This is a genomic window from Pseudomonas putida S13.1.2 (assembly GCF_000498395.2).
Taxonomy (GTDB): domain Bacteria; phylum Pseudomonadota; class Gammaproteobacteria; order Pseudomonadales; family Pseudomonadaceae; genus Aquipseudomonas; species Aquipseudomonas putida_Q.
The window spans coordinates 204,840-229,678 of sequence record NZ_CP010979.1; the positions used below are offsets into that span (position 1 = coordinate 204,840).

Below are 24,839 nucleotides of genomic sequence, written 5' to 3' on the forward strand. Positions count from 1 at the left end.
TGGCCACCTCTAAGAGGGATCGGGCATGGTAGCACCGCGCTCGACGGGCGCTCAAGGCAGCGGCTTTGGGCTAGAATCCGTGGCACACACCTATCTGGATACAGGCAAACATGGCAGGAAGCAGTCTACTGGTACTGATCGACGACATCGCCACGGTGCTTGATGACGTCTCGCTAATGACCAAGGTGGCGGCAAAAAAAACAGCAGGTGTGCTGGGCGATGACCTGGCGCTGAACGCCCAGCAGGTTACCGGTGTGCGTGCCGAGCGCGAAATACCGGTGGTGTGGGCGGTGGCCAAGGGGTCGTTCGTCAACAAGGCAATCCTGGTGCCGGCAGCGCTGCTGATCAGTGCGTTCATTCCATGGGCGGTTACGCCGTTGTTGATGATCGGCGGCGCCTACCTGTGTTTCGAAGGCTTCGAGAAGCTGGCGCACAAGTTCCTGCACAGCAAGGAAGAGGACGACGCGCAGCACAATGCCCGTAAGGAAGCCGTGGCTGACGTCAATGTCGACCTGGTGGCGTTCGAGAAAACCAAGATCAAGGGCGCGGTGCGCACCGACTTCATCCTGTCGGCGGAAATCATCGCCATCACCTTGGGTACCGTGGCCGATGCGCCGCTGAGCCAGCAGATCATCGTGCTGTCGGGCATCGCCATCGTCATGACCATCGGCGTTTACGGGCTGGTGGCGGGCATCGTCAAGCTCGATGACCTGGGGTTGTGGATGACCCAAAAGGCATCGAGCCTGACCCGGGCTGTCGGCAACGGCATCCTGCGGGCTGCGCCCTACATGATGAAAAGCCTGTCGGTGATCGGCACGGCGGCCATGTTCCTGGTCGGCGGTGGAATTCTGGTGCATGGCATCGAGCCGCTGCATCATGCCATCGAGGCGTTCAGCGAGGGGCGAGGCGGGGCGTTGACCGGGGCACTGCTCAACGGCGTGGCCGGGGTGCTGGCCGGTGGCGTGGTGCTGGCGGTGGTGGCGGTTGCCGGCAAATTGTGGCGGGCGATCCGGCCTGCCACATAAGGTGGCATGGCCGGGGCTTTGCCCCGGTTCGCGTAGGCAACGGTGATCATTGTGGGAGCGGGCTTGTCCCGCGAAGGCGGCCTCGCGGTGCATGGCACCGGCTGCGCCGGTGTTCGCGGGACAAGCCCGCTCCCACAAAGCCCATGCTCAGGTCAGAAGTGAACCTTGACCAGGAAGCTCATGGTGTTCTGGTCGGTCGTGAAGGCATCGCTGTCCTTGATGCCGTACTTGTTCTTCCAGTAGTCGTATTCCACACCCACGTACAACTGCTTCTCGCCCAGGTGCAGTGCCTTGCCCAGGTCATACTTGATCTGCGGGTTGAAGTGCAGGTTGGCCTGGTAGGTGCCGCGGCGGTTCTCGTCGTTGTCCACCACCCAGTCCATGAAACCGTCGATCAGCACGTCGGAATCGCCCACCGGAATGGTGTACGACCACACCGGTGTAATCTGCCACACATTGTCGCCGGCGCGGCTGCCGTCGGTGGTGCGGTTGTAGAAGTTCAGCTGGAAGTAGTCGAAGCCCGGGATGGCCAGGTCGAAGCCAGGGCCGATCAGGTACGACTCGGTGTCACCCTCGCCAAACTCGTAGGTCATCGCCAGCAGCACGTCCTTGACCGGGCCGAACTCCAGCTTCTGGTCGAAGATCTTGTTGAACGACAGGCGTGGGCTGATCTCACCGTAATAGGTGTTCGGGCCGTTGCCGGCGTCTTTCTGGCCCTGGTAGAAGATCTTGTCGACGAAGATGAAGTTGTCGCCGTACTTCCAGCCATCGGCGTGCTCGAACGTGACGGTTTGCTGGATCGCCGGGTTGACCTTGAAGTTCTTGCCCCACAGGTAGGTCAGGCTGTTGTTTTGCCATTGCAGCAGGTCGCCGCCAAAGGTGGTGCCGCAGGCCAGCAGGCCGCCGGCGAGGATCAGGCTGTTGATGGTACGCATTGCGAGTGTCGCTCCCTTGATTGATCTGTTGTCAGCGCTCGGTGATGGCGCTTTTTTTGTCTTTTGAGTCAGCTTTTTTCGGTGGGCCACAGCTGTTTGGCAAGGGTCGGGCCAACTTTTCCGGGTTGGCAAAACCTTCCTGCTCGACTTCGTTCTGAACGGATGAAAAGGGTCTTTCAGGCTGGCAACACGTTGGCCAACCGCCCGTATTCATTGACTGAGCGGTCAGTAAACGCAGGCAGAATCCGTCCTGCCCTGATCGAGGGGGCGCGCAGATTACTGGCTTGCGCGCCGCACCTCAAGTGCTCCGTCCTGGAGCGGGGTGAATCAAACTTGTGCGTTCGGTCAGTTTCTTAGAAGTGCACTTTGATCAGTGCACTGGCGACGCTCTGGTTGCTGTCCAGGTTGCCGCGGCTGTCGATGCCGTATTTGTCCTTCCAGTAGCTGTATTCAAAGCCCACGTACAGCTGCTTGGCGCCAAGGTTCAGCGCTTTGCCCAGGTCGTATTTGACCTGCGGGTTGAAGTGCAGGTTGGCGTGATAGGTGCCACGACGGGTCTGGTCGTTGTCGGTGACCCAGTCCAGGTAACCGTCGATCAGGATGTCAGACCTGCCCACAGGGATGGTGTAAGACCAGCCGGGGGTGATCTGCCACACGTTGTCACCGGGGCGGCTGCCCTCGGTGTTGCGCACGTAGAAGTTGAGGGTGAAATAGTTGAAGCCGGGGATGTTCAGGTCGAAGCCGGGGCCGATCAGGTAGGCTGCGTTGTCGCCTTCGCCACGCTCATAGGTCATGGCCAGCAACACGTCCTTGATCGGGCCGAAGGCCAGCTTCTGGTCGAAGATCTTGCCGAATGACAGGCGCGGGCTGAACTCGCCGTAGTAGGTGGTCACACCTTTGCTGGCGTCGGCCTTGCCGTTGTAGAAGATCTTGTCGACGAACATGAAGGTGTCGCCGTACTTCCATTTGTTGGCGTGCTCGAACGTGATGGTCTGCTGGATATCAGGGTTGACCTTGAAGTCCTTGCCATACAGGTAGGTCAGGCTTTCGCCATGCCATTGCAGCCATTCGCCTGCATGCGAGGGTAGGGTGGCCAGCAGGCTGCTGCCCAACAACAGGGACGTGGTGATGCGCTTCATGTTGTGATTCCCGGACTTATTGTTTTTGTTGGCGGTTTTTTTGGCGCGCAGGCGCCCCGGGCGACCCATTCCGGCGGGTCGACGGCGTAGCGGTTACTGCAGATGTGAGTAAGGGGCGGCAATGCGCCGCCCCGTTTGGCTCAATGCTGGTGACAGGCGTCGTTGTGCACCGCGCGGTCGGCGCCACCGAGGATGTTGAACAGCACGTTCAAAACCAGGGCACTGACCGTGGCCATGGCGATACCACTGTGGGTGATGGGTTCCATCCACTGCGGCATCTGGGCAAAGAACTCCGGGCGCACCACGGGGATCAACCCGAAGCCGACGCTCACCGCCACCAGCAGCTGGTTGCGGCGGTCGCCGATGTCCGCCTCCTGAAGAATCTTGATCCCGGTGGCGGTGACCATGCCGAACATGGCAATGGACGCGCCGCCCAGCACAGCAGGCGGGATCGAAGCAATCAGGAAGGCCGCCTTGGGCAGCAGGCTGAGCAGGATCAGCAGTGCACCCGCCACGATGGTGACAAAGCGGCAGCGCACCCCGGTCATCTGCACCAGGCCGATGTTCTGGGCGAACGAGGAGTGGGTGAAGGTGTTGAAGAAGCCGGCAATGAACGATGCACCGGCATCGCACAGCAGGCCGCGACGCAGCATCCCTGGGGTAACTTCGCGATCGGTCACCTTGCCCAGGGCCAGGAACATGCCGGTGGACTCGACGAAGATGATCACCACCACCAGGCACATGGACAGGATCGGCGCCAGGCTGAAGGTCGGCATGCCGAAGTGCAGTGGGGTCACCACCTGCAACCACGGCGCGTCTTTCAGGCCCGACAGGTCGACCATGCCGATGGAGCCGGCCAGGATGTAGCCAAGGCCCATGCCCACCAGCACCGACACGTTGACCCAGAAACCGCGCATGAAGCGGTTGATCAACAGGATGACCGCCAGTACCAGACCGGCCACCAGCAGGTAGATCGGCGAGCCGAAGGTTTCCGCTTCATGGCCGCCACCGGCCCAGTTGACCGCCACCGGGAACAGCGACAGGCCAATCGAGGTAATCACCGTACCGGTGACCAGCGGCGGGAAGAAACGTACGACCTTGGACATGAACGGCGCGATCAGCATGCCGAAGAACCCGGCGGCGATGGTCGCCCCGAAGATCCCCTGCAGGCCTACGCCGGGCATGCCGGCCATGGCCACCATGCTGCCGACGGCAGCGAAACTGGCACCCATCATCACCGGCATGCGTATGCCCACCGGGCCGATACCGAACGATTGGATAATGGTGGCGACGCCCGCGACCAGCAGGTCGGCGTTGATCAGGAAAGCGACTTCTTCACGGGACAACCCAGCGGCCTGGCCGATGATCAACGGCACGGCAATGGCGCCACCGTACATCAGCAGAACGTGTTGCAGGCCAACCAGGATCAGTTGGAACAAGGGCAAGGGTTCGCGCGGCGGCGCAATGGGGATATACGCCTTGCGTGACTCGGACATGCAGCACCTCGAGTTTTGTTTTTATTCTCGGATCCAAGCGACAAGCTCCATGCGGCAGGCTTCAGGAAGAAGCTTGGATTTCCCGCTGTGAATGCTGACGCTCGATGCTTGCTTGTTGCGTAACACATGAAGCTTTGAGGCCGGGGCTACCGGCCTCTTCGCGGGCAAGCCCGCTCCCACAGGGGAGGTGATCCCCCTGGGAGCGGGTTGGCTAGCGAGGTGCTATCAGTTGACCTGGGCGCCTTTGGCGATCCAGTCGCCGACGAGCTTGCGCTCTTCGGTGGTCATCTGGGTGATGTTGCCCAGCGGCATGATCTGGCTGGCGACCGCTTGCGCCTGGATGCGCGCGGCCTGGGCCTGGATCTGCTGCGGGGTGTCGAACATCACGCCGGCAGGGGCGGCGCTGAACAGTGGGCTGGTCGGCTTGGACGAGTGGCACACGGTGCAGCGTTCCTGGATGACATTGTGGATCTTGTCGAAGTCGCCACCGCCGGCCTGGGCAGCGGCCTGGGCCGGTGCTTGCGCAGGTGCAGCCGGCGCTTCGGCAGCCTTGGCGGCGTCCTCGGCGCGCTGCTCGGCAGCGGTCTTGCCACCGACGGCAGTCGCAGGCAGCGGCTGGTACTCGACTTGCGCTGCGGCTTGCTCAGGGCTTACGGCCATCGGTTTCGGGCCGGTGACGTAGGCCAGGCAGATCATCGCCAGGGCGCCGACCGGCAGGGTCCAGGCGTACTTGTTGCTGTCGTGGCGGGTGTTGAAGTAGTGGCGGATCAAAACCGCGGCTACTGCGATACCGGCCAGGATCAGCCAGTTGTACTGGCTACCGTAGGTGCTCGGGAAATGGTTGCTGATCATGATGAACAGCACCGGCAGGGTGAAGTAGTTGTTGTGACGCGAGCGCAGCAGGCCCTTGGCCGGCAGTACCGGGTCGGGCGTCTGGTTGTTCTCGATCGCCGCCACCAGCTGGCGCTGGGCCGGCATGATGATGCGGAACACGTTACCGACCATGATGGTGCCGATGATCGCGCCGGTGTGCAGGTATGCACCACGGCCGCTGAACACCAGGCTGAAGCCCCAGCAGGCGGCGATGATCAGCACGAACAGTACACCGCCGAGCAGCGCTGGCTTCTTGCCCAGGGGCGAGTCGCACAGGAAGTCGTAGATGAACCAGCCAGCGATCAGCGAGCCGATACCGATGGCCACGCCTTCGGCACCGCTCAGGGTGCTGCCAGGGGCCAGCAGGTACAGCGCCGGGTTCCAGTAGAACACCACGCACAGCAGGGCGATACCGGACATCCAGGTGAAGTAGGCTTCCCATTTGAACCAGTGCAGGTTCTCGGGCATTTTCGGGGGTGCGAGCTTGTATTTCTCCAGGTGGTAGATACCACCGCCGTGAATTGCCCAGAGATCACCCGACAACCCATCGCGCGGGTTGCTTCGGTTCAGGTGGTTCTCCAGCCAGACGAAGTAGAACGATGCACCGATCCAGGCGACACCGGTGATCATGTGAACCCAGCGAATGCTCAGGTTCAGCCATTCGTGAAGGTGTGCTTCCACAGTATGTACCTCTGCCGATCACCTAGCGATGATCGACCTTTTCTTATTGGTGGGGATTGAGGATCAGCATCTGTTCCTCGGTGAAGTAATGCTCATCGCAGTTGTTGCCAGAACCACTGCGATCAACCACCAGGAAATCATCCCGCTTTTCGATCGTGAGCACCGGGTGGTGCCAAACGCCGCGATGGTAATTGATGCCCTGCCTGCCATTACTGCGGAAGGCGCGGACCAAGCCTGATACAGGTGCATCGCCAACGGGCGCGACCACGATCAGAAAGGGGTTGCCGAGCAGCGGGATGAAAGCCTGGCTGCCCAGCGGATGGCGTTCCAGCATGCGTACGGTCAGCGGCATGTCCAGCGCGTCGGCGCGGAAGATGCTGATGATCGCCTTGTCTTCGGGCTCGGCGGTCTCGACCGTGGCGAGCTTGTGGAAGCGCATGGTCGAGCCGTTGTTGATCATGAAGTGGTCGCTGCCGTCGGTTTCGATCACGTCTCCGAACTGGGCGAAGGCTTCTTTGGTCAGGGGCTCGATCATCAGGGTGCGCATGCGGGTCTCTCTTATATGTTCGTTGTACTGAAAAAGGTTCGGCTGTCGCTTACAACTGCAGCAGGCGGAACAGGGCGATCAGGTTGATCTGCGCCAGGGCTTCCTTGAATTCGGCGTCGGCATCGTTGTGGATGCGCTTTTCAAAGGCGGCGAGGATCTGGTGCCGGTTGCTGCCCTTCACCGCCATGATGAACGGGAACTGGAACTTGGCTTTGTAGGCATCGTTCAGCTCGGTGAAGCGGGCGAACTCTTCGGCGGTGCACTGGTGGATACCGGCGCCGGCCTGTTCGTTGGTGCTCGATTCGGTCAGCTCGCCCTGGATGGCGGCCTTGCCGGCCAGGTCCGGGTGAGCATTGATCAGCGCCAGCTGGTCGGCGTGGTTGGCGCTGAGCAGGATGTCGCTCATGCGCTGGTGCAGCGCCTCGATCTCGTCCAGCTCGCTCAGCTGGCCCAGGTCGTAGGCTTTTTCGGCAACCCACGGCGAGTGCTCGTAGATGTCGGCGAAGGCCTTGACGAAGGCGTCACGGCTCAGGGCGGAGGGCTTGAGGGTGTTGAAGGCGGTCATCAGGCGTTCTCTTTCTTGTACGGGTGGGTGGCGTGCCAGTGGCGGGCGATATCCGCGCGACGGGCGAACCAGACCTGGTCATGGCTTTTTGCGTAATCGACGAAGCGCTTGAGTGCAGCCAGGCGTGCCGGGCGGCCGACCAGGCGGCAGTGCAGGCCGATGGAGAGCATTTTCGGTGCTTCGGCGCCTTCGGCGTACAGCACATCAAAGGCGTCTTTCAGGTACTGGAAGAACTGCTCGCCGCAGTTGAAACCCTGTACCTGGGTGAAGCGCATATCGTTGGTGTCCAAGGTGTAGGGGATCACCAGGTGCGGCTTGCCGGTGGGGTTGTTCGGCTCCCAGTAGGGCAGGTCGTCGTCGTAGGTGTCGCTGTCATACAGGAAACCACCTTCTTCCATCACCAGGCGGCGGGTGTTCGGGCCGGTGCGGCCGGTGTACCAGCCTACCGGGCGCTCGCCGGTGAGTTCGGTGAGGATGCGGATGGCTTCGAGCATGTGCTCGCGCTCCTGGGCCTCGTCCATGTTCTGGTAGTCGATCCAGCGGTAGCCGTGGCTGCAGATCTCGTGGCCAGCTTCGGCCATGGCGCGGATCACGTCCGGGTGGCGCTGGGCGGCCATGGCCACGGCGAACACGGTCAATGGCACGCCGCTGTCCTTGAACAGCTTCAGCAGGCGCCACACGCCAGCACGGCTGCCGTATTCGTACAGCGACTCCATGCTCATGTTGCGCTGGCCCTGCAGCGGCTGGGCAGCGACCATCTCGGACAGGAAGGCTTCGGACTCTTTGTCACCGTGCAGAATGTTGCGTTCGCCGCCTTCCTCGTAATTGAGGACGAAAGACAGCGCGATGCGAGCGTTGCCCGGCCATTGCGGGTGAGGAGGGTTGTTGCCGTAACCGATCAGGTCGCGAGGGTAGTCAGCGCTCACTGCAGTCTTCCTTCTTGTGCGTTAGTGCGGGTGGTGGGCGGGCCGCGTCGGTATGTCGCACCACCGGATGAGCTGATTGTATACAACTTCTGAAATCTTTTGTAAGTCTGTTTTTCCGCATTTCTTCCCTTTTGTCGCCGCGCAGCGACCGGGAAATACAGTGCAAGAAACCTGCCTGATTGGTCAGCTTATGACATTAGGGTCTGCGCCGGCCCTGTATTTGCGACCGATGGGTCGTTTCTGGGCAAGAATCGCGGGGCGCGACAGAAGGGATCAAAAAATTGTGTACAATTTTGCGATGGAATGTCTTAATGGCGTCATTCCCGCACATCGCAGACCCTATAGGGTGGTGATGGCCGTGTATTTTTTGCCCACAGATTGAACAAGAGGCGACAAGCAATGGGACGTTTGACCACACACGTACTGGATGCCGCGCATGGCTGCCCGGGCAGCTCGATCAAGGTCGAGCTGTACCGTGTCGAAGGCCAGCAGCTGGAGCTGGTGAACACCGCCCTGACCAACAGCGATGGCCGCGTCGACGCGCCGCTGCTGCAGGGTGACGACTACCGCAGCGGCGTTTACCAGCTGCAGTTCAGCGCTGGCGACTACTACCGCGCCCGTGGCGTGCAGCTGCCGGCCCAGGCGTTTCTGGATGTTGTTGTGCTGCGCTTTGGCATCGACGAGTCGCAGGAGCACTACCACGTGCCACTGCTGATCTCGCCGTACAGCTATTCGACCTATCGTGGAAGCTAGTTGGTCGCTAGAAGAATCTTCGTAGGTCCTTTGGCCCGCTCTCACACTGGCGGGCTTTTTTTCGTCTGGTGTTTTTATACGTTCAGCTGAAATTAACCCTTTTACTGACATTTTTATCAGTAGCCTCTGATGAATTCATCCAGGGATAATCGGCTTCCCGATTTGCATTGACAGAATGCCAGAATGAACACAAAAAAAGTGTACTCGCCCTATGGCTACCATTCACCCAGCCCGGGCGTTCTTGGGTTCAATGGAGAACGACCGGCTCTGATCACTGGATATTACCATTTGGGTAATGGTCATAGATCGTACAGTACAGTTTTGATGCGTTTCCTGAGCGCGGACAGCTTGAGCCCGTTTGCTCAAGGCGGCTTGAACGCTTATGCATACTGCCTGGGAGACCCAGTCAACAACCAGGATCCAAGTGGGCGTAACATTTGGAATAAACTGCTGCGGATTGCAGAACCTGTTGTTAAGGAGGCCACGTTCAGTGGGGTAATTGGGTACCATGCGACGGAGCGTTGGAACACATCGTCGATATTAACTGGGCTGAAGCGTGGGCATTCACTCGAAGGCCAGCGATCTTTGGGCGAAGCGGTATATTTCGGAAAATCTCGTGCATACGTTGAACCCTATAGAGCAAAAGCTATAGAGGGTGTTGTCTTTGCGGGTATGTTGCAAGACGGTGTCAGTCTGGTTCCCGGAATAGGTTATAAGAAGGATGTGAATGGGGTAACGGCGATTCATCCACCGGCCTACGGGGTTATCAAAATGGTTGAAAAGGTTCCTCCAGGGGCAGTGCCAATTGACCTCCCCCCAACGGGCATTTTCGCGAAGACGAAAACAACATCAATTCGATCAGAGAGTCAGGGCGCCGAAGCGCCCTCTGTTGAAGCGGTTAAAATCAGAGGAAAACAAACTTGGCAATGAAGATTGCGCACAGCACCCACAGGCTGGCGGAGATTTCCTTGTATTTGCCAGTACCCGCCTTCAATGCCACATAGCTGATGAAGCCCAGGGCAATACCATCCGCCACCGAGAAGGTCAGCGGCATCATGATCACCGTGACGATCGCCGGAATGCTGTCGGTGGCCTCGTCCCAATGAATGTGCGCCATGCTGCCCATCATCAGCATTGCCACGTAGATCAGGGCGCCGGCCGTCGCGTACGCCGGAATCATCCCGGCCAGCGGCGCGAAGAACATCGCGGCGATGAACAGCAGGCCGACCACCACAGCCGTGAGGCCAGTACGGCCACCAGCAGCAACACCGGCAGCACTCTCCACATAGCTGGTCACCGGCGGTACGCCTACCACCGCACCGAACACACTCGAAGCACTGTCCGCCTTCAGCGCCTTCGACAGGTTCTCGATACGCCCGTCCGGCGCCACCAGGTTGGCCCGCTGCGCCACGCCCATCAGCGTGCCGGCGGTGTCGAACATGTGCACGAACAGAAACGCCAGCACCACGCTGATCATGCTGACGTTGAACACCCCGGCCACGTCCATGGCCATCCACGTTGGTGCCAGGCTCGGCGGCATCGACATCACCCCGCCAAACTTGACCAGGCCCAGGCCCCAGCCCGCCAGGGTGACACCGATGATGCTGATCAGGATCGCGCCGAACACCCGCTTGTAGCTGAGGATGGCGATCAGCAGGAAGCAGATTGCCGCCAGCAGCGGCCCCGGCTCATGCAGCGAGCCCAGCTTGATCAGGGTGGCGGGGCTGTCGACGATGATGCCTGCCGTCTTCAGGCCGATCAGCCCGAGAAACAATCCGACGCCGGCCCCCATGGCATGGCGCAGGCTCACCGGGATGCTGTTCAGCAACCATTCGCGCACTTTCGACAAGGTCAGGAACATGAACAGCACGCCCGAGACGAACACCGCACCCAGCGCCGTTTCCCAGTTGTAGCCCATGGTGCCTACCACGGTGTAGGTGAAGAAGGCGTTAAGCCCCATGCCCGGTGCCAGGCCCACCGGCCAGTTGGCGTACAGGCCCATCAGCAGGCAGCCCAGCGCGGCGGCGATGCAGGTGGCGACAAAGGCGGCACCATGGTCGATGCCGGCGTCGGCCATGATGTTGGGGTTGACGAAAATGATGTAGGCCATGGTGATGAAAGTGGTCACCCCGGCGATCATTTCGGTTTTGACGGTGCTGCCGTGTTGCTTGAGTTTGAAAATCCGCTCCAGCCAGCTTGTTTCGAGCGGTGGGGCGAGATCCAGCGTAGGGGCTTCGGATTTGCGGCTTTCCACAGCAGGTACTCCTCAAGTCTTTCTTGTTGTTATGGAGCCAGTTTCCTGCGCAATGCACTTGGCGGCTCCGCGAGGGAAGGCAGACGTCTGACCGTTTTATTGACTCGCGGGTCAAGAAGTTGCTCGGTGGATTATGCTTTTGTGTACAAAGAATGCAAATAATGTTTTATGTTTTGTGTGCGCAATGCGTCGTACAACGGCTATATAGGTAAAACGCCCCCTGCGGAATCGCCTCAGCCTGTGTACAATGGCGCCATACTTTCTCTTCGTGCCTCGAGAGCCCATGAACGAACAGCTGCAACCTCTGAAGAAACCTGCACGTGTCGGCAAGGCCGGCCGCAGTGGTACCCAGGACGACATCGTCTACGCGCACATTTTCGAGGCCATCCTCGAGCAGCGCCTGGCGCCGGGCACCAAGTTGAGCGAGGAAGCGCTGGGCGAAATCTTCGGCGTCAGCCGCACCATCATCCGCCGCGCCCTGTCGCGCCTGGCCCACGAAAGCGTGGTGCTGCTGCGGCCAAACCGCGGTGCAGTGGTGGCCAGCCCGACGGTAGAAGAGGCGCGCCAGGTGTTCTTCTCGCGGCGCATGGTGGAGCGGGCCATTACCGAACTGGCCGTGCAGCACGCCACCCTGGATCAGCTCAACGAACTGCGGCAGATGGTGCGCGAAGAGCGCGACAGCTTTTCGCGCGGTGATCGCGGTGCCGGCATCCGTCTTTCCGGCGAGTTCCACCTCAAGCTGGCGGAAGCCGCGGGCAATGCGCCGCTGGTGAGCTTCCAGCGCAGCCTGGTGTCGCAAACCTCGCTGATCATTGCCCAGTACGAAAGCGGCAACCGCTCGCACTGCTCGTATGACGAGCACATGCAGCTGATCGATGCCATCGAGGCGCGTGATGCCGAGCAGGCCGTGAACCTGATGATGCACCACATGGACCACATCGACAGCAAGCTGAACCTGGACGAGGAGAGCGCCTCGGACGATCTGCATGCAGTGTTCTCGCATTTGCTGAAAAAGCCTAAGGTTTCCGCGAAGGGTTGATCGTTTGCCCAGGTGATTGAAGGGGGCTGCTTCGCGCCCCATTCGCAGCACAAGGCTGCTCCTACAGGTGTTACGCGATCCCTGTAGGAGCAGCCTTGTGCTGCGAATGGGGCGCGAAGCGGCCCCCAGTCATTTCTGGCCATCAGCCAAAGGTCTGCTAAATTCTTGTGAGCAAACCTTCATCAAGCAGTTGGGCTTGCGCATTCGTTGCGTTCAACTTCTTGAGGAATGGATTCATGAGCATGTCACTCGGTAAACGCATGGGCGCCGAACTGATCGGCACCTTCTGGCTGGTCCTTGGTGGCTGTGGCAGTGCGGTCCTCGCAGCCAGTTCCCCTCTCGGCATCGGTGTGCTCGGTGTCGCTTTCGCCTTCGGCCTCACTGTACTGACCATGGCGTTTGCCATCGGCCATATCTCTGGTTGCCATCTGAACCCCGCCGTGTCGTTCGGGCTGGTGGTGGGCGGGCGTTTTCCGGCCAAAGAGCTGCTGCCCTACGTGATCGCGCAAGTGATTGGCGCCATTCTGGCTGCGGGTGTGATCTACCTCATCGCCAGCGGCAAGGCCGGTTTCGAGTTGTCTTCTGGGCTGGCTTCAAACGGCTACGCCGACCACTCGCCCGGTGGCTATACGCTGGGTGCGGGCTTCATCAGTGAAGTGGTGATGACGGCGATGTTCCTGGTAGTGATCATGGGTGCGACCGATTCGCGGGCCCCGGCAGGTTTTGCACCGATCGCCATCGGCCTGGCCCTGACCCTGATCCACCTGATCTCGATCCCGGTAACCAATACCTCGGTCAACCCCGCGCGTAGCACGGGGCCGGCCTTGTTCGTCGGGGGCTGGGCCCTGCAGCAACTGTGGCTGTTCTGGGTGGCGCCGCTGATCGGTGCTGCAATCGGCGGCGCGCTGTACCGGGGCCTTGCAAAAGAGCCTTAGCGCTGGTGCACGCAACGCCCGGCAGCGTAGGTTTCGCGCACAGTGCGGTCATCGCCCAGGGTGGTGAGCACGAACAGGGTCTCTTCGATGCTGTTGGACTGCTGAATACGGTAGTCCAGCAGCGGCGTGGCCTTGTAGTCCAGCACCACGAAGTCGGCATCGTTGCCCGGGCGCAGGCTGCCGATGCGGTCGTCCAGGCGTAGCGCGCGGGCGCCGCCGAGGGTAGCCAGGTACAGCGACTTGTACGGGTGCAGGCGCGCGCCTTGCAGCTGCATCACCTTGTACGCTTCGTTCAGGGTGTTGAGCAGCGAGAAGCTGGTGCCGGCGCCGACGTCGGTACCCAGGCCCACGTTGACCTTGAAGCGCTCGGCCTGGGGCAGGTTGAACAGGCCGCTGCCGAGGAACAGGTTGGAGGTGGGGCAGAAGGCCACGGCCGAGCCGGTTTCGGCCAGGCGTTGGCATTCGTCGTCGCACAGGTGTACGCCGTGGGCAAACACCGAGCGCTCGCCCAGCAACTCGAAGTGGTCGTACACGTCCAGGTAACCCTTCTGCTCGGGGAACAGCGACTTGACCCAGTCGATTTCCTTGAGGTTTTCCGACAGGTGCGTGTGCATGTACACGCCAGGGTGTTCCTTGAGCAACTGGCCGGCCAGGGTCAACTGTTCTGGCGTACTGGTCGGGGCGAAGCGTGGGGTAACCGCGTAGTGCAGGCGGCCCTTGCCATGCCAGCGCTCGATCAGCGCCTTGCTTTCGGCGTAGCCGGACTCGGCGGTGTCGGTCAGGTAGTCCGGGGCATTGCGGTCCATCATCACCTTGCCAGCGATCAGGCGCAGGTCCAGGCGCTCGGCCTCTTCGAACAGGGCGTTGACCGATTCCGGGTGCACGCTGCCGAACACCAATGCGGTGGTGGTGCCGTTGCGCAGCAGTTCCTTGAGGAAGATCTTCGCCACCTGGTCGGCGTGGGCTTTATCGGCGAACTGTTTTTCGCAGGGGAAGGTGTAGGTGTTCAGCCAGTCCAGTAGTTGCTCGCCGTAGGAGCCGATCATGCCGGTCTGCGGGAAATGGATATGGGTGTCGATAAAACCCGGGGTGATCAGCGCGTCCTGGTAGTGTTCCACCGGGATGCCGGCGTCCAGGGTCGGCAGCAGGTCGCTGGCGTGGCCAATGGCGCTGATGCGGCCATCGTCGACCACCAGCAGGCCGTCTTCGAAATACTCATGGGAAGCCTCCAGGTCCACCTCGGCCGGGTCGGCGATGCTGTGCAGGATGGCGGCACGGTAGGCTTTGCGGGTAACGGTCATAGCACACTCGTCAAATAGCTTGGCTGCGCCGGGAGGGCGGCAGCAACTGGGCAATGGGGCCGGCATTGGCCGCAGCGTCGTGCTGGCCGAAGCAGGCGTTGTAGGTGGCGATGATCTCGCCGGCGATGGACACGGCGATCTCGATGGGCAGCTTGCCCTTTACCTCTGGCAGGCCCATCGGGCAGCGCATGCGTGCCAGCACGGCATCGTCGTAGCCGCGCTCGCGCAGGCGGTGCTCGAACTTGACCCGTTTGGTCTTCGAGCCGATCAGGCCGAACCAGGTGAAATCGTTGCGCTTGAGAATGGCGGCGGTCAGCTCCAGGTCGAGCTGGTGGTTGTGGGTCATGACGATGCAGTAGCAGCCTGGCGGCAGGCCCGCGACTTCGTCGACCGGTTCTTCACTGACGACCTTGGTCACCCCGTTGGGGATGAGCTCGGGGAATTCCTGTTCACGCGAATCGATCCAGCGCACCCGGCAGGGCAGCGCGGCGAGCAAGGGTACCAGAGCCCGGCCGACATGGCCCGCGCCGAACACGGCGATCTGCGCCTGCACGGCGGCCATTGGCTCGAACAGCAGCACGGTCACGCCGCCGCAGCACTGGCCAAGGCTGGCGCCGAGGCTGAAGCGCTCCAGGTGCGGGGTGGTGCGCTGCTCTTCAAGCATTTGCCGGGCGATATGCAGGGCCTTGTATTCCAAGTGGCCGCCGCCGATGGTGTCGAACAGGCCACTGGCGCTGACCACCATCTTCGAGCCAGCGTTGCGCGGGGTCGAGCCGCGTTCCTCGATGATGGTCACCAGCACGCAGGCTTCGCCACGGGACTGGTGGTCGGCGAGGGCGTTGATCCATTGGTGCATGATGCAGATCCTCATTCCAGGTGGCCTGTTCGGGCCCTATCGCCGGCAAGCCGGGCTCCCACAAATACAGCACAGGGCTTGCCAGCGGTGCAGCACCTGTGGGAGCCCGGCTTGCCGGCGATAGGGCCCGAACAGGCGCCCACCCAACCTCAGTGAGTGACAGTTTCCAGTTGCGGTTCTACAGGCTGAGTGGCAGCCACCGCCTTGCGCATCTGTTCACAGCCCCACAGCACCCGTTCCGGTGTCGCCGGCGCGTCAATGTTCGGCTGCACGCGGTAGTCGGCAAGGCTGGCCACGGCATCCTTGATCGCACACCAGGCCGCAATGCCGAGCATGAACGGCGGCTCGCCCACGGCCTTGGAGTGGAACACAGTGTCTTCCGGGTTCTTGCGGTTTTCCACCAGCTTCACCCGCAGGTCCAGCGGCATGTCGGCGACGGCCGGGATCTTGTAGCTGGCCGGGCCGTTGGTCATCAGTTTGCCCTTGGCGTTCCACACCAGTTCTTCGGTGGTCAGCCAGCCCATGCCCTGGATGAAACCGCCTTCCACCTGGCCGATGTCGATGGCCGGGTTAAGCGAATCGCCCACGTCGTGCAGGATGTCGGCGCGCAGCATCTTGTATTCGCCGGTCAGGGTATCCACGATCACTTCCACGCAGGCGGCGCCAAAGGCGAAGTAGTAGAACGGCCGGCCGCGTGCCTGGCTGCGGTCGTAGAAGATTTTCGGCGTGCGGTAGAACCCGGTGCTGGACAGCGACACTTGGGCGAAGTAAGCCTGCTGCACCAGTTGCTCGAAGCTGACGATCTGGTCGCGCACGCGCACATGGCCGTTGCGGAACTCGACGTCCTCCTCGGTCACCTGATAGTGCCGTGCGGCAAACTCGGTCAGGCGCCGCTTGAGGATTTCGGCAGCGTTCTGCGCCGCCTTGCCATTCAGGTCGGCACCACTGGAGGCTGCGGTCGGCGAGGTGTTGGGCACCTTGTCAGTGTTGGTGGCGGTGATCTGGATACGGCTGAAATCCACCTGGAAGATCTGCGCCACCACCTGTGCCACCTTGGTGTTCAGGCCCTGGCCCATCTCGGTGCCGCCGTGGTTCAGGTGAATGCTGCCATCGGTGTAGATGTGGATCAGCGCACCGGCCTGGTTGAGGAAGGTGGCGGTAAACGAAATGCCGAACTTGACCGGCGTCAGCGCCAGGCCCTTCTTCAGCACCGGGCTGTTGGCGTTGAAGCGGCGGATCGACTCGCGGCGCTCGGCGTAGTCGCTGCTGGCTTCCAGGTCGGCGGTCATCTCTTCGAGCATGTTGTGCTCGACGGTCTGGTAGTAGTGGGTAACGTTGCGTTCGGTCTTGCCGTAGTAGTTGGCCTTTCGCACGGCCAGCGGGTCACGGCCCAGGTGGCGGGCGATATGGTCCATCACCTGCTCGATGGCGACCATGCCCTGCGGGCCGCCAAAGCCGCGGTAGGCGGTGTTGGAGGCGGTGTTGGTTTTGCAGCGGTGGCCATGCACGGTGGCATCGCCCAGGTAGTAAGCGTTGTCGGAGTGGAACATGGCGCGGTCAACGATGGAACCGGACAGGTCGGGCGAGTAGCCGCAGTTGCCGGCCAGGTCGAAATTGATGCCGTGCAAGCGGCCGTTGTCATCAAAGCCTACATCGTATTCAACGTAGAACGGGTGGCGCTTGCCGGTCATGGTCATGTCTTCGACCCGCGGCAGGCGCATCTTGGTGGGCTGGCCGGTCAGGCGCGCCACCACCGCACACAGGCAGGCCGGGCTGGCGGCCTGGGTTTCCTTGCCACCAAAGCCGCCACCCATGCGGCGCATGTCCAGCACCACCTTGTTCATCGGCACGTCGAGCACTTCGGCGACCAGTTTCTGCACTTCGGTGGGGTTTTGCGTGGAGCAGTAGACGATCATGCCGCCATCTTCGGTGGGCATCACCGAGGAAATCTGCGTTTCCAGGTAGAAGTGTTCCTGGCCGCCAATGTGCAGCGTGCCCTGAATACGGTGCGGGGCGCTGGCCAGGGCGGCAGCGGAGTCGCCGCGCTGGTGGGTATGGCTGTCGAGCACGAAGTGCTTCTTGCGCAGCGCATCGACCACATCCAGCACCGGTTCAAGGTCTTCGTATTCGACGATGGCGGCCATGGCCGCGCGGCGTGCGGTTTCTAGGTCACGGGCGGCCACGGCAAGCACCGGCTGGCCGAAGAACTCGACCTTGTCGATGGCCAGCAGCGGGTCGCCGGCCACCACCGGGCCGATGTCTTTCAGGCCGGGGATGTCTTCGTGGGTGATGGCAATGCGCACACCCTCGAAGGCATAGCACGGCGTGGTGTCGATGCGCAGGATGCGCGCATGGGCGCGGTCGGCGGTGCGCGCATACACGTGCAGCTGGTTGGGGAATTCCAGGCGGTCGTCAATGTACAGCGCCTCGCCGGATACATGCTTGTCGGCGCTGTCGTGCTTGACGCTGCGGCCCACCCCGGTAGTGAGGTCCTGGCTGAACAGCTCGGCCATCTCGGCCTGGCTCTTGGCTACGTGATGGTTAGACATAAGCGGTCACCCGGGTTTCGATGTGCGGCGTTTGCTGTTCGATGAAGTACTTGCGCAGCAGGTTCTGCGCGGTCAGCAGGCGGTATTCCTTGCTGGCGCGGAAGTCGCTGAGCGGGGTGAAGTCTTCGGCCAGGGCCTGGCAGGCACGCTCGATGGCGGCCTGGTTCCACGGTTTGCCGCGCAGTGCCGCTTCGCAGGCGCGGGCCCGTTTAGGGATGGCCGCCATGCCGCCGAAGGCGATGCGCACACCGCTGACCACGCCGTTTTCGATGCTCAGGTTGAAGGCCGCGCACACGGCAGAAATATCGTCGTCCAGGCGCTTGGACACTTTGTAGGCGCGGAACGCCCAGTCGCTGGTGGCGCGCGGCACGATGATCTTTTCGATGAACTCGCTGTCCTGGCGGGCGGTGATGCGGTAGTCGATGAAGTAGTCTTCCAGTGCCATGGTGCGCTGGCGCTCGCCTTGGCGCAGGACGATCTGCGCGTCCAGGGCAATCAGCAGGGGCGGCGAATCGCCGATGGGCGAGGCGTTGCCGATATTGCCGCCCAGGGTGCCCTGGTTGCGAATCTGCAGCGAGGCGAAGCGGTGCAGCAGGTCGCCGAAGTCCGGGTACTCCTCGTGGAGTGCGCCGTAGCAGTCGGTAAGCGGGGTGGCCGCGCCGATTTCCAGGTGGCTGGCGGTTTTTTCGATGCGCTTGAGCTCGGCCACGTGGCCGACATAAATCATCACCGGCAAGGTCTTGTGGAACTGGGTCACTTCCAGGGCCAGGTCGGTACCGCCGGCCAGCAGGCGGGCTTCGGGGTGTGAACTGTACAGGTCGGCCAGGTCGGCCACGGTCAGCGGCACCAGGCAACGCTTGTCGCCGCTGTTCAGCTCGCCCGTCTGGGTCGGCGTAATGGCCTTGAGGCGGCTGATGGTTTGCGCCTGCTGGGCATCGAACTGGTCGCGGCAAGGCTGGCGGCAGCTCTGTTCGGCGGCGTCGAGGATCGGGCGGTAGCCGGTGCAGCGGCACAGGTTGCCGGCCAGGGCTTCCTGGGCCTGGTGCAGATCGGGGCCGCTGCTGTTCTTTTGCAGGGCGAACAGCGACATGACAAAGCCTGGGGTGCAAAAGCCGCATTGCGAGCCATGGCAATCGGCCATGGCCTGTTGCACGCTGTGCAGTTGGCCCTGGTGCTTGAGGCCTTCGACGCTGATCAGTTGCTTGCCATGCAGCGACGAGACAAAGGTGAGGCACGAGTTGAGGCTGCGGTAGCGCAGGCTGTCGTTGCCTTGTTCGTCCTGGGTCAATTCGCCGACGACCACGGTGCAGGCGCCGCAGTCACCACTGGCGCAGCCCTCCTTGGTGCCGGGTTTGCCCAGGTGCTCGCGCAGGTACTGCAGCACCGTCATGTTCGGGTCCAGGGCGTGCTCACTACGCAGCTCCTGGTTGACGAGAAACTGGATCACGGGGATAGCCTCGCAATGGTTTTATTGTTGTTGGGCGGACTCTAAGCAACAGCTGTCCAGCAGGTCAATATTTTTCTGACTCAAAGGTCAAGAAATTGCTCATGCCACCGCCCGGCCGCACACATTGCCCATACAACAAGCATAGATCGCGCCGGGCGCGCGGCTGTCTGGCAGGTCAAATAAACCCCCTGGGCCCTCTGCGCGATTACCGCCCAAATACGCTACAATCCGCCCCTTGTGCCCAGTTCAATGATTTTGAAGGAAAACCATGACGTTCAAGGCCCCGGACAGCCTCTCCGAGCAGATTGCCGATTACCTGGCCGAACGCATCATCCGCGGCGAGCTGGCGCCAGGCGAGCGTATCCAGGAGCAGAAGGTGACCCTGGCCCTCAACGTCAGCCGTGGCTCGGTGCGCGAAGCGTTACTGATCCTCGAGCGCCGGCACCTGGTGGCGATCTTGCCGCGCCGGGGTGCCCACGTGACCGTGCTGGACGAGCGCAGCGTGCGCAGCCTGTGTGCCTTGATGGGCGAGTTCTACATCCTGCTGGGCAACGCAGTTGCGCAAAAATGGCGCACCGATGCCGACCTGCGCCCGTTTCTGGATATTCAGCAGCGCCTGCAGCGTGCCCATGACCAGCTCGACATCAAGACGTTTGTCGCCGACAGCTTTGCGGTGATGCGCGCGGCCTATCCGTTCGCCGACAACCCGTTCCTGCAGGAAACCGTGGAAAACCTGCAGCCGGCCATGAGCCGTGCCTACTACCTGTCGCTGGACCAGCGCCAGGCCAACATGATCGACTACCTGGACCTGTTCGCCCGCCTGCTCGACGCTGTGGTCGCCCGTGACCTGCCGCGCATTCGCGAGGTGCTTACCGCCTACGGCCAGCGCAGCTGCGAACTGGTGCTGGCGGCGCTGGCCCGAGGCTGACCGATGCGCCTGAAGTGCATTCGCCTGGCCGGGTTCAAGTCGTTCGTCGACCCGACCACGGTCAATTTCCCCAGTAACATGGCGGCCGTGGTCGGCCCCAATGGCTGCGGCAAGTCCAACATCATCGACGCGGTGCGCTGGGTGATGGGCGAGAGTTCGGCAAAGAACCTGCGCGGCGAGTCGATGACCGACGTCATCTTCAACGGCTCCAGCGGCCGCAAGCCGGTCAGCCAGGCCAGCATCGAGCTGGTGTTCGACAACAGCGAAACCACCCTGGTCGGCGAGTATGCCGCCTACGCCGAAATTTCGATCCGCCGCAAGGTCACCCGCGACGGGCAGAACAGCTATTACCTCAACGGCACCAAGTGCCGTCGGCGCGACATCACCGATATTTTCCTCGGTACCGGCCTGGGGCCGCGCAGCTATTCGATCATCGAGCAGGGGATGATCTCCAAGCTGATCGAGGCCAAGCCCGAGGAGCTGCGCAACTTTATCGAGGAAGCCGCTGGCATCTCCAAGTACAAGGAGCGCCGTCGCGAAACCGAGAACCGCATCCGCCGCACCCAGGAAAACCTGGCGCGCCTGACCGACCTGCGCGAAGAGCTGGAGCGTCAGCTGGAGCGCCTGCACCGCCAGGCCCAGGCGGCCGAGAAGTACCGCGAGTACAAAGCCCAGGAGCGCCAGTCGAAGGCACGCCTGTCGGCCTTGCGCTGGCGCGGCCTGGACGAGCAGGTGCGCCAGCGCGAGTCGGTGATTGGCGACCAGGATGTCTCTCATGAGGCGTTGGTGGCCGAGCAGCGCAACGCCGATGCCAGCATCGAGCGCCTGCGCGATGGCCACCATGAATTGTCCGAACGCTTCAACCAGGTGCAGGGCCGCTTCTACTCGGTAGCCGGTGACATCGCCCGGGTGGAACAGAGTATCCAGCACGGCCAGCAGCGCCTGCGCCAGTTGCAGGACGACTTCAAGGAAGCCGAGCGCACACGCCTGGAGACCGAATCGCACCTGGGCCACGACCGCACTTTGCTGGCCACTCTGGGCGAAGAGCTGGCCATGCTCGAACCCGAGCAGGAAATGACCCTGGCTGCCGCCGAAGAGGCCGCCGCGGCCCTTGAAGAAGCCGAGTCGGGCATGCACGGCTGGCAGGAGCAGTGGGACAGCTTCAACAGCCGCTCCGCCGAACCACGCCGCCAGGCCGAAGTGCAGCAGGCGCGCCTGCAACAGCTGGAAGCCAGCCTGGAGCGTTTGGCCGAGCGTCAGCGCAAGCTGGGCGAGGAGCGCGAGCAACTGGGTAGCGACCCGCAGGACGCGGCCATGCTCGAATTGGCCGAGCAACTGGCCAGCAGTGAAATGCTGCTGGAAGAACTGCAGCTGTCCGAAGAGCAGGTGGTCGAGCGCCTGGAAGGCGCGCGCGAGCAACTGCAACAGGCCACCCAGGCGCAGCAGCAGGCCCAGGGCGACTTGCAGCGCCTGGGGGGTCGTCTGGCCTCGCTCGAAGCCTTGCAGCAGGCTGCCCTGGAGCCGGGCGCTGGTGCTGCAGACTGGCTGCAAGGCCAAGGCCTGGAGCAGCAGCCACGCCTGGCTGAAGGCTTGCGGGTAGAGCCAGGTTGGGAACTGGCAGTAGAAACGGTGCTTGGCGCCGATCTGCAGGCCGTGCTGGTGGACGACTTCAACACGCTCGATTTCACAGGCCTTGAGCAAGGTGAGCTGCGTTTGCTGCAGGCCAGCGGCAAGGCGGCATCGTTGCCCGGCAGCCTGCTGGAAAAGGTCGCAGGCCGTATCGACCTGGCGCCCTGGCTGGGCCAGGTCAAGCCTGTAGAAGACCTGGCCCAGGCGCTGGCGCAGCGCGCGTCGCTTGGCGAAGGGCAGAGCCTGGTCAGCCGCGATGGCTACTGGGTAGGCCAGCACTTCCTGCGGGTACGCCGTGGCGGTGAAGCCGAAGGCGGCGTGCTGGCGCGTGGCCAGGAGATCGAGCGCCTGGGCCAGGAGCAACATGAGCAGGAGGCGGCACTGGAGCAGTTGGAGCAACAGCTGCAGGCCCTGCGCGAGCAGCAGCTGGACCAGGAAGAGCAGCGCGAACAGCTGCGCCGCCGCACCCAGGAGGAAAACCGTCTGCATGGCGAGCTGAACGCCAGCCTGTCAGCCAGCCGTGCCCGAGCCGAGCAGGTCGAATTGCGCCGTCGGCGCCTGCTTGAAGAACTGGCCGAGCTGGAAGAGCAGCGCGCCCTCGAGCACGAGCAGTTGGGCGAAGCCCGCTTGCTGCTGCAGGAGGCCCTGGAACTGATGGCCCAGGACACCGAGCAGCGTGAGCAGTTGATGGCCCGCCGCGACACCCTGCGCGAAGGCCTCGACCGGGTGCGCCAGGAGGCTCGCCAGCACAAGGACCACGCCCACCAGTTGGCCGTGCGCCTGGGTTCGCTGCGCGCCCAGCACGACTCCACCCGTCAGGCCCTGGAGCGCCTGGAGCAGCAGGCCGCGCGCCTGACCGAGCGCCAGGAGCAACTGAGCCTGAACCTGGAAGAGGGCGAGGCCCCTCAGGAAGAACTGCGCCTGAAGCTCGAAGAGCTGCTGGAGCGGCGCATGAGCGTCGACGAGGAAATGCGCAAGGCCCGCCTGCACATGGACGAAGCCGACCGCGAACTGCGTGATGCCGAAAAGCGCCGCACCCAGGCCGAGCAGCAAGCCCAGCTGCTGCGCGGCCAACTGGAACAACTGCGCCTGGAGTGCCAGGGCCTGGACGTGCGACGCAAGACCTTGCAAGAGCAGTTGCTGGCCGATGGCTACGACCTGCAAGGTGTACTCGCCACTTTGGAGGCAGAGGCCAGCGAGCAGGGTACCGAACAGGAACTGGAGCAGCTTGAAGCACGCATCCAGCGCCTGGGTGCGATCAACCTGGCCGCCATCGAGGAGTACGAGCAGCAGTCCGAGCGCAAGCGCTATCTGGACGCGCAGGACGCCGACCTGGTCGAAGCCCTGGAGACCCTGGAAAACGTCATCCGCAAGATCGACAAGGAAACGCGTAACCGCTTCAAGGATACCTTTGATCAGATAAATGCCGGATTACAGGCACTTTTCCCAAAAGTTTTCGGTGGTGGCAGCGCTTATCTGGAACTGACGGGCGAAGATCTACTCGATACAGGGGTGACGATCATGGCGCGACCACCGGGCAAGAAGAACAGCACCATCCATCTGCTGTCCGGCGGCGAGAAGGCACTGACCGCTTTGGCGCTGGTGTTTGCCATTTTCAAGTTGAACCCCGCACCGTTCTGCATGCTCGACGAGGTCGATGCGCCGCTGGACGATGCCAACGTCGGGCGCTATGCGCGCCTGGTCAAGGAAATGAGTGAAAGCGTGCAGTTCATCTACATCACGCATAACAAGATTGCCATGGAAATGGCGGACCAGTTGATGGGGGTGACCATGCATGAACCGGGTTGTTCACGTCTTGTTGCAGTTGATGTGGAGGCGGCCATGGCCATGGTCGACGCTTGATGTGCGACGATGGAGGCACATTCTGTTGCGAAATGCCCCCGTCATGTGCGACAGACGGTGTAAAGTTGTCTTTGGTCGTGCTAGCTTAATGTCACTCGTTTTTTGCGTGGGTAAAACGCCTGTCAGAACATAGAGTTGGCGCCACGTGTTAAAGGGCTTTGAACCCTTTGTTTTCAAGCATATTTTTATAGAGGCACGGGATTACATGGAAATCGGTCTGCGCGAGTGGCTGATCGTCATCGGCATCATTGTCATTGCCGGGATTCTTTTCGACGGCTGGCGCCGCATGCGCGGCGGGAAAGGCAAGTTGAAATTCCGTCTGGATCGCAGTTATTCCAACCTGCCGGAAGAAGAGGGTGGCGGTGCCGAAGTGCTCGGCCCGTCGCGTGTGCTGGACGCCCACAAGGAGCCTGAGCTGGACGAAAGCGACTTGCCGTCGCTCAGCGCTTCTTCGCGTGATCGCGAACGCGAGCCCAAGCCGGCCAAGGCCAGCAAACGCAACAAGCGCGCCACCGCAGCGGCGGATGTGCAGCAGGGCGACCTGAACCTGAGTGCCGACACGCGCGAGCCTGACCTGTTTGCCGACAGCGATGACGACTTTGCCGCCGACAACACCCGCAGCAGCAGCCCGGCGCCTGCCGCCAGCCTCAAGGAGCTGCCACCGGCCGAGGAAGTGCTGGTGATCAGCGTTATTTCCCGTGACGAGGGCGGCTTCAAAGGCCCGGCACTGCTGCAGAACATTCTGGAAAGCGGCCTGCGCTTCGGCGAAATGGACATTTTCCACCGCCACGAGAGCATGGCCGGCCACGGCGAAGTGCTGTTCTCCATGGCTAACGCGGTCAAGCCTGGCGTGTTCGACCTGGACGACATCGACCACTTCAGCACCCGTGCAGTGAGCTTCTTCCTTGGCCTGCCGGGCCCACGTCATCCGAAGCAGGCCTTCGACGTGATGGTGGCCGCAGCACGCAAGCTGGCCCACGAACTCAACGGTGAGCTCAAGGATGACCAGCGCAGCGTGCTGACGGCCCAGACCATCGAGCACTACCGCCAGCGCATCGTCGAGTTCGAGCGCCGCGCGCTGACCCAAAAGCGCTGATG

20 protein-coding genes are annotated in these 24,839 nt (G+C 62.1%); 8 read left to right on the top strand and 12 right to left on the bottom strand.

All coding sequences use genetic code 11. From position 1 onward, the window contains the following. Window positions 1-110 precede the first annotated feature (110 nt). Entirely contained in the window at window positions 111-1,025 is a 915-nt protein-coding gene (locus tag N805_RS00965) for a DUF808 domain-containing protein (RefSeq protein WP_019471477.1), read from the top strand. Window positions 1,026-1,177: 152 nt separating this feature from the next. On the opposite strand, the gene N805_RS00970 is transcribed toward N805_RS00965, so the two are convergent. The 7 genes from N805_RS00970 to puuE all read right to left on the bottom strand — a co-directional run bounded on the left by N805_RS00970 (window position 1,178) and on the right by puuE (window position 8,187). Beyond that, window positions 1,178-1,960 carry an outer membrane protein OmpK gene (locus N805_RS00970; RefSeq protein ID WP_016711733.1) on the bottom strand — a complete coding sequence of 261 codons (783 nt, stop codon included), beginning with the start codon at window positions 1,958-1,960 and terminating at the stop codon, window positions 1,178-1,180. Window positions 1,961-2,313: 353 nt separating this feature from the next. Next, window positions 2,314-3,099 (bottom strand): outer membrane protein OmpK, encoded by a 786-nt coding sequence (locus N805_RS00975; RefSeq protein ID WP_026034457.1) that lies wholly within the window; start codon window positions 3,097-3,099, stop codon window positions 2,314-2,316. A 140-nt stretch (window positions 3,100-3,239) separates the two neighbouring features. Then, entirely contained in the window at window positions 3,240-4,595 is a 1,356-nt protein-coding gene (locus N805_RS00980) for a nucleobase:cation symporter-2 family protein (protein WP_012273436.1), read from the bottom strand. 225 nt (window positions 4,596-4,820) lie between these two features. Then, a complete protein-coding gene (locus N805_RS00985) occupies window positions 4,821-6,149 on the bottom strand; it encodes a urate hydroxylase PuuD (protein WP_019471479.1) in 1,329 nt (442 codons plus the stop codon). Window positions 6,150-6,192: 43 nt separating this feature from the next. Next, complete coding sequence (locus N805_RS00990) at window positions 6,193-6,696, bottom strand: ureidoglycolate lyase (RefSeq protein WP_016488365.1); 504 nt, start codon at window positions 6,694-6,696, stop codon at window positions 6,193-6,195. A gap of 49 nt (window positions 6,697-6,745) precedes the next feature. Further along, complete coding sequence (uraD, locus tag N805_RS00995) at window positions 6,746-7,261, bottom strand: 2-oxo-4-hydroxy-4-carboxy-5-ureidoimidazoline decarboxylase (protein WP_019471480.1); 516 nt, start codon at window positions 7,259-7,261, stop codon at window positions 6,746-6,748. Then, on the bottom strand, window positions 7,261-8,187 hold the full coding sequence (gene puuE / locus N805_RS01000; protein WP_019471481.1) for an allantoinase PuuE: 927 nt from the start codon (window positions 8,185-8,187) through the stop codon (window positions 7,261-7,263). Before puuE ends, uraD begins: the two co-directional genes overlap by 1 nt. A gap of 399 nt (window positions 8,188-8,586) precedes the next feature. Here puuE and uraH point away from each other — a divergent pair, with 399 nt between their 5' ends. Both uraH and N805_RS31200 read left to right on the top strand, forming a co-directional pair. Next, a complete protein-coding gene (gene uraH / locus N805_RS01005; RefSeq protein ID WP_019471482.1) occupies window positions 8,587-8,940 on the top strand; it encodes a hydroxyisourate hydrolase in 354 nt (117 codons plus the stop codon). Window positions 8,941-9,123: 183 nt separating this feature from the next. Then, window positions 9,124-9,870, top strand: coding sequence for an RHS repeat-associated core domain-containing protein (locus N805_RS31200; RefSeq protein ID WP_080956760.1), 747 nt, complete (start codon window positions 9,124-9,126; stop codon window positions 9,868-9,870). Here N805_RS31200 and N805_RS01010 read toward each other — a convergent pair. Continuing rightward, entirely contained in the window at window positions 9,845-11,194 is a 1,350-nt protein-coding gene (locus N805_RS01010) for an NCS2 family permease (protein WP_019471483.1), read from the bottom strand. The two genes, N805_RS31200 and N805_RS01010, sit on opposite strands and share 26 nt — an antisense overlap. A gap of 283 nt (window positions 11,195-11,477) precedes the next feature. Here N805_RS01010 and N805_RS01015 point away from each other — a divergent pair, with 283 nt between their 5' ends. Together N805_RS01015 and aqpZ are read left to right on the top strand one after the other, a co-directional pair. Beyond that, window positions 11,478-12,233 (top strand): GntR family transcriptional regulator, encoded by a 756-nt coding sequence (locus tag N805_RS01015; RefSeq protein ID WP_019471484.1) that lies wholly within the window; start codon window positions 11,478-11,480, stop codon window positions 12,231-12,233. A gap of 236 nt (window positions 12,234-12,469) precedes the next feature. Further along, entirely contained in the window at window positions 12,470-13,168 is a 699-nt protein-coding gene (aqpZ, locus tag N805_RS01020; protein WP_019472843.1) for an aquaporin Z, read from the top strand. Here aqpZ and guaD read toward each other — a convergent pair. From guaD to xdhA, 4 genes are all read right to left on the bottom strand, one after another. Beyond that, the gene (guaD, locus tag N805_RS01025) at window positions 13,165-14,469 is read right to left on the bottom strand and encodes a guanine deaminase (RefSeq protein ID WP_019472844.1); all 1,305 of its coding nucleotides are present in this window, start codon (window positions 14,467-14,469) and stop codon (window positions 13,165-13,167) included. The two genes, aqpZ and guaD, sit on opposite strands and share 4 nt — an antisense overlap. A 10-nt stretch (window positions 14,470-14,479) precedes the next feature. Further along, window positions 14,480-15,325: a xanthine dehydrogenase accessory protein XdhC gene (gene xdhC / locus N805_RS01030; protein WP_019472845.1), complete on the bottom strand. Its 846-nt coding sequence runs from the start codon at window positions 15,323-15,325 to the stop codon at window positions 14,480-14,482. 149 nt (window positions 15,326-15,474) lie between these two features. Continuing rightward, a complete protein-coding gene (xdhB, locus tag N805_RS01035; protein WP_019472846.1) occupies window positions 15,475-17,874 on the bottom strand; it encodes a xanthine dehydrogenase molybdopterin binding subunit in 2,400 nt (799 codons plus the stop codon). Then, complete coding sequence (gene xdhA / locus N805_RS01040) at window positions 17,867-19,321, bottom strand: xanthine dehydrogenase small subunit (protein WP_019472847.1); 1,455 nt, start codon at window positions 19,319-19,321, stop codon at window positions 17,867-17,869. The genes xdhB and xdhA overlap by 8 nt, the downstream gene beginning before the upstream one ends. A 268-nt stretch (window positions 19,322-19,589) precedes the next feature. On the opposite strand from xdhA, the gene N805_RS01045 reads away from it, so the two are divergent. The 3 genes from N805_RS01045 to zipA all read left to right on the top strand — a co-directional run bounded on the left by N805_RS01045 (window position 19,590) and on the right by zipA (window position 24,837). Further along, window positions 19,590-20,249, top strand: a complete 660-nt coding sequence (locus N805_RS01045; protein WP_019472848.1) for a GntR family transcriptional regulator — start codon at window positions 19,590-19,592, stop codon at window positions 20,247-20,249. Between the two features lie 3 nt (window positions 20,250-20,252). After that, entirely contained in the window at window positions 20,253-23,741 is a 3,489-nt protein-coding gene (gene smc, locus N805_RS01050) for a chromosome segregation protein SMC (RefSeq protein WP_019472849.1), read from the top strand. Between the two features lie 205 nt (window positions 23,742-23,946). Next, window positions 23,947-24,837, top strand: coding sequence for a cell division protein ZipA (gene zipA / locus N805_RS01055; RefSeq protein WP_019472850.1), 891 nt, complete (start codon window positions 23,947-23,949; stop codon window positions 24,835-24,837). The last annotated feature ends 2 nt before the right edge of the window (window positions 24,838-24,839 follow it).

Excerpts from the sequence above, each read along its gene's own strand:
- N805_RS00965 (WP_019471477.1), top strand. The coding sequence starts at position 111 with ATGGCAGGAAGCAGTCTACTGGTACTGATCGACGACATCGCCACGGTG.
- N805_RS00970 (WP_016711733.1), bottom strand. The coding sequence starts at position 1,960 with ATGCGTACCATCAACAGCCTGATCCTCGCCGGCGGCCTGCTGGCCTGC.
- N805_RS00975 (WP_026034457.1), bottom strand. The coding sequence starts at position 3,099 with ATGAAGCGCATCACCACGTCCCTGTTGTTGGGCAGCAGCCTGCTGGCC.
- N805_RS00980 (WP_012273436.1), bottom strand. The coding sequence starts at position 4,595 with ATGTCCGAGTCACGCAAGGCGTATATCCCCATTGCGCCGCCGCGCGAA.
- N805_RS00990 (WP_016488365.1), bottom strand. The coding sequence starts at position 6,696 with ATGCGCACCCTGATGATCGAGCCCCTGACCAAAGAAGCCTTCGCCCAG.
- uraD (WP_019471480.1), bottom strand. The coding sequence starts at position 7,261 with ATGACCGCCTTCAACACCCTCAAGCCCTCCGCCCTGAGCCGTGACGCC.
- uraH (WP_019471482.1), top strand. The coding sequence starts at position 8,587 with ATGGGACGTTTGACCACACACGTACTGGATGCCGCGCATGGCTGCCCG.
- N805_RS31200 (WP_080956760.1), top strand. The coding sequence starts at position 9,124 with ATGAACACAAAAAAAGTGTACTCGCCCTATGGCTACCATTCACCCAGC.
- N805_RS01015 (WP_019471484.1), top strand. The coding sequence starts at position 11,478 with ATGAACGAACAGCTGCAACCTCTGAAGAAACCTGCACGTGTCGGCAAG.
- aqpZ (WP_019472843.1), top strand. The coding sequence starts at position 12,470 with ATGAGCATGTCACTCGGTAAACGCATGGGCGCCGAACTGATCGGCACC.
- guaD (WP_019472844.1), bottom strand. The coding sequence starts at position 14,469 with ATGACCGTTACCCGCAAAGCCTACCGTGCCGCCATCCTGCACAGCATC.
- xdhC (WP_019472845.1), bottom strand. The coding sequence starts at position 15,325 with ATGCACCAATGGATCAACGCCCTCGCCGACCACCAGTCCCGTGGCGAA.
- xdhB (WP_019472846.1), bottom strand. The coding sequence starts at position 17,874 with ATGTCTAACCATCACGTAGCCAAGAGCCAGGCCGAGATGGCCGAGCTG.
- N805_RS01045 (WP_019472848.1), top strand. The coding sequence starts at position 19,590 with ATGACGTTCAAGGCCCCGGACAGCCTCTCCGAGCAGATTGCCGATTAC.
- smc (WP_019472849.1), top strand. The coding sequence starts at position 20,253 with ATGCGCCTGAAGTGCATTCGCCTGGCCGGGTTCAAGTCGTTCGTCGAC.
- zipA (WP_019472850.1), top strand. The coding sequence starts at position 23,947 with ATGGAAATCGGTCTGCGCGAGTGGCTGATCGTCATCGGCATCATTGTC.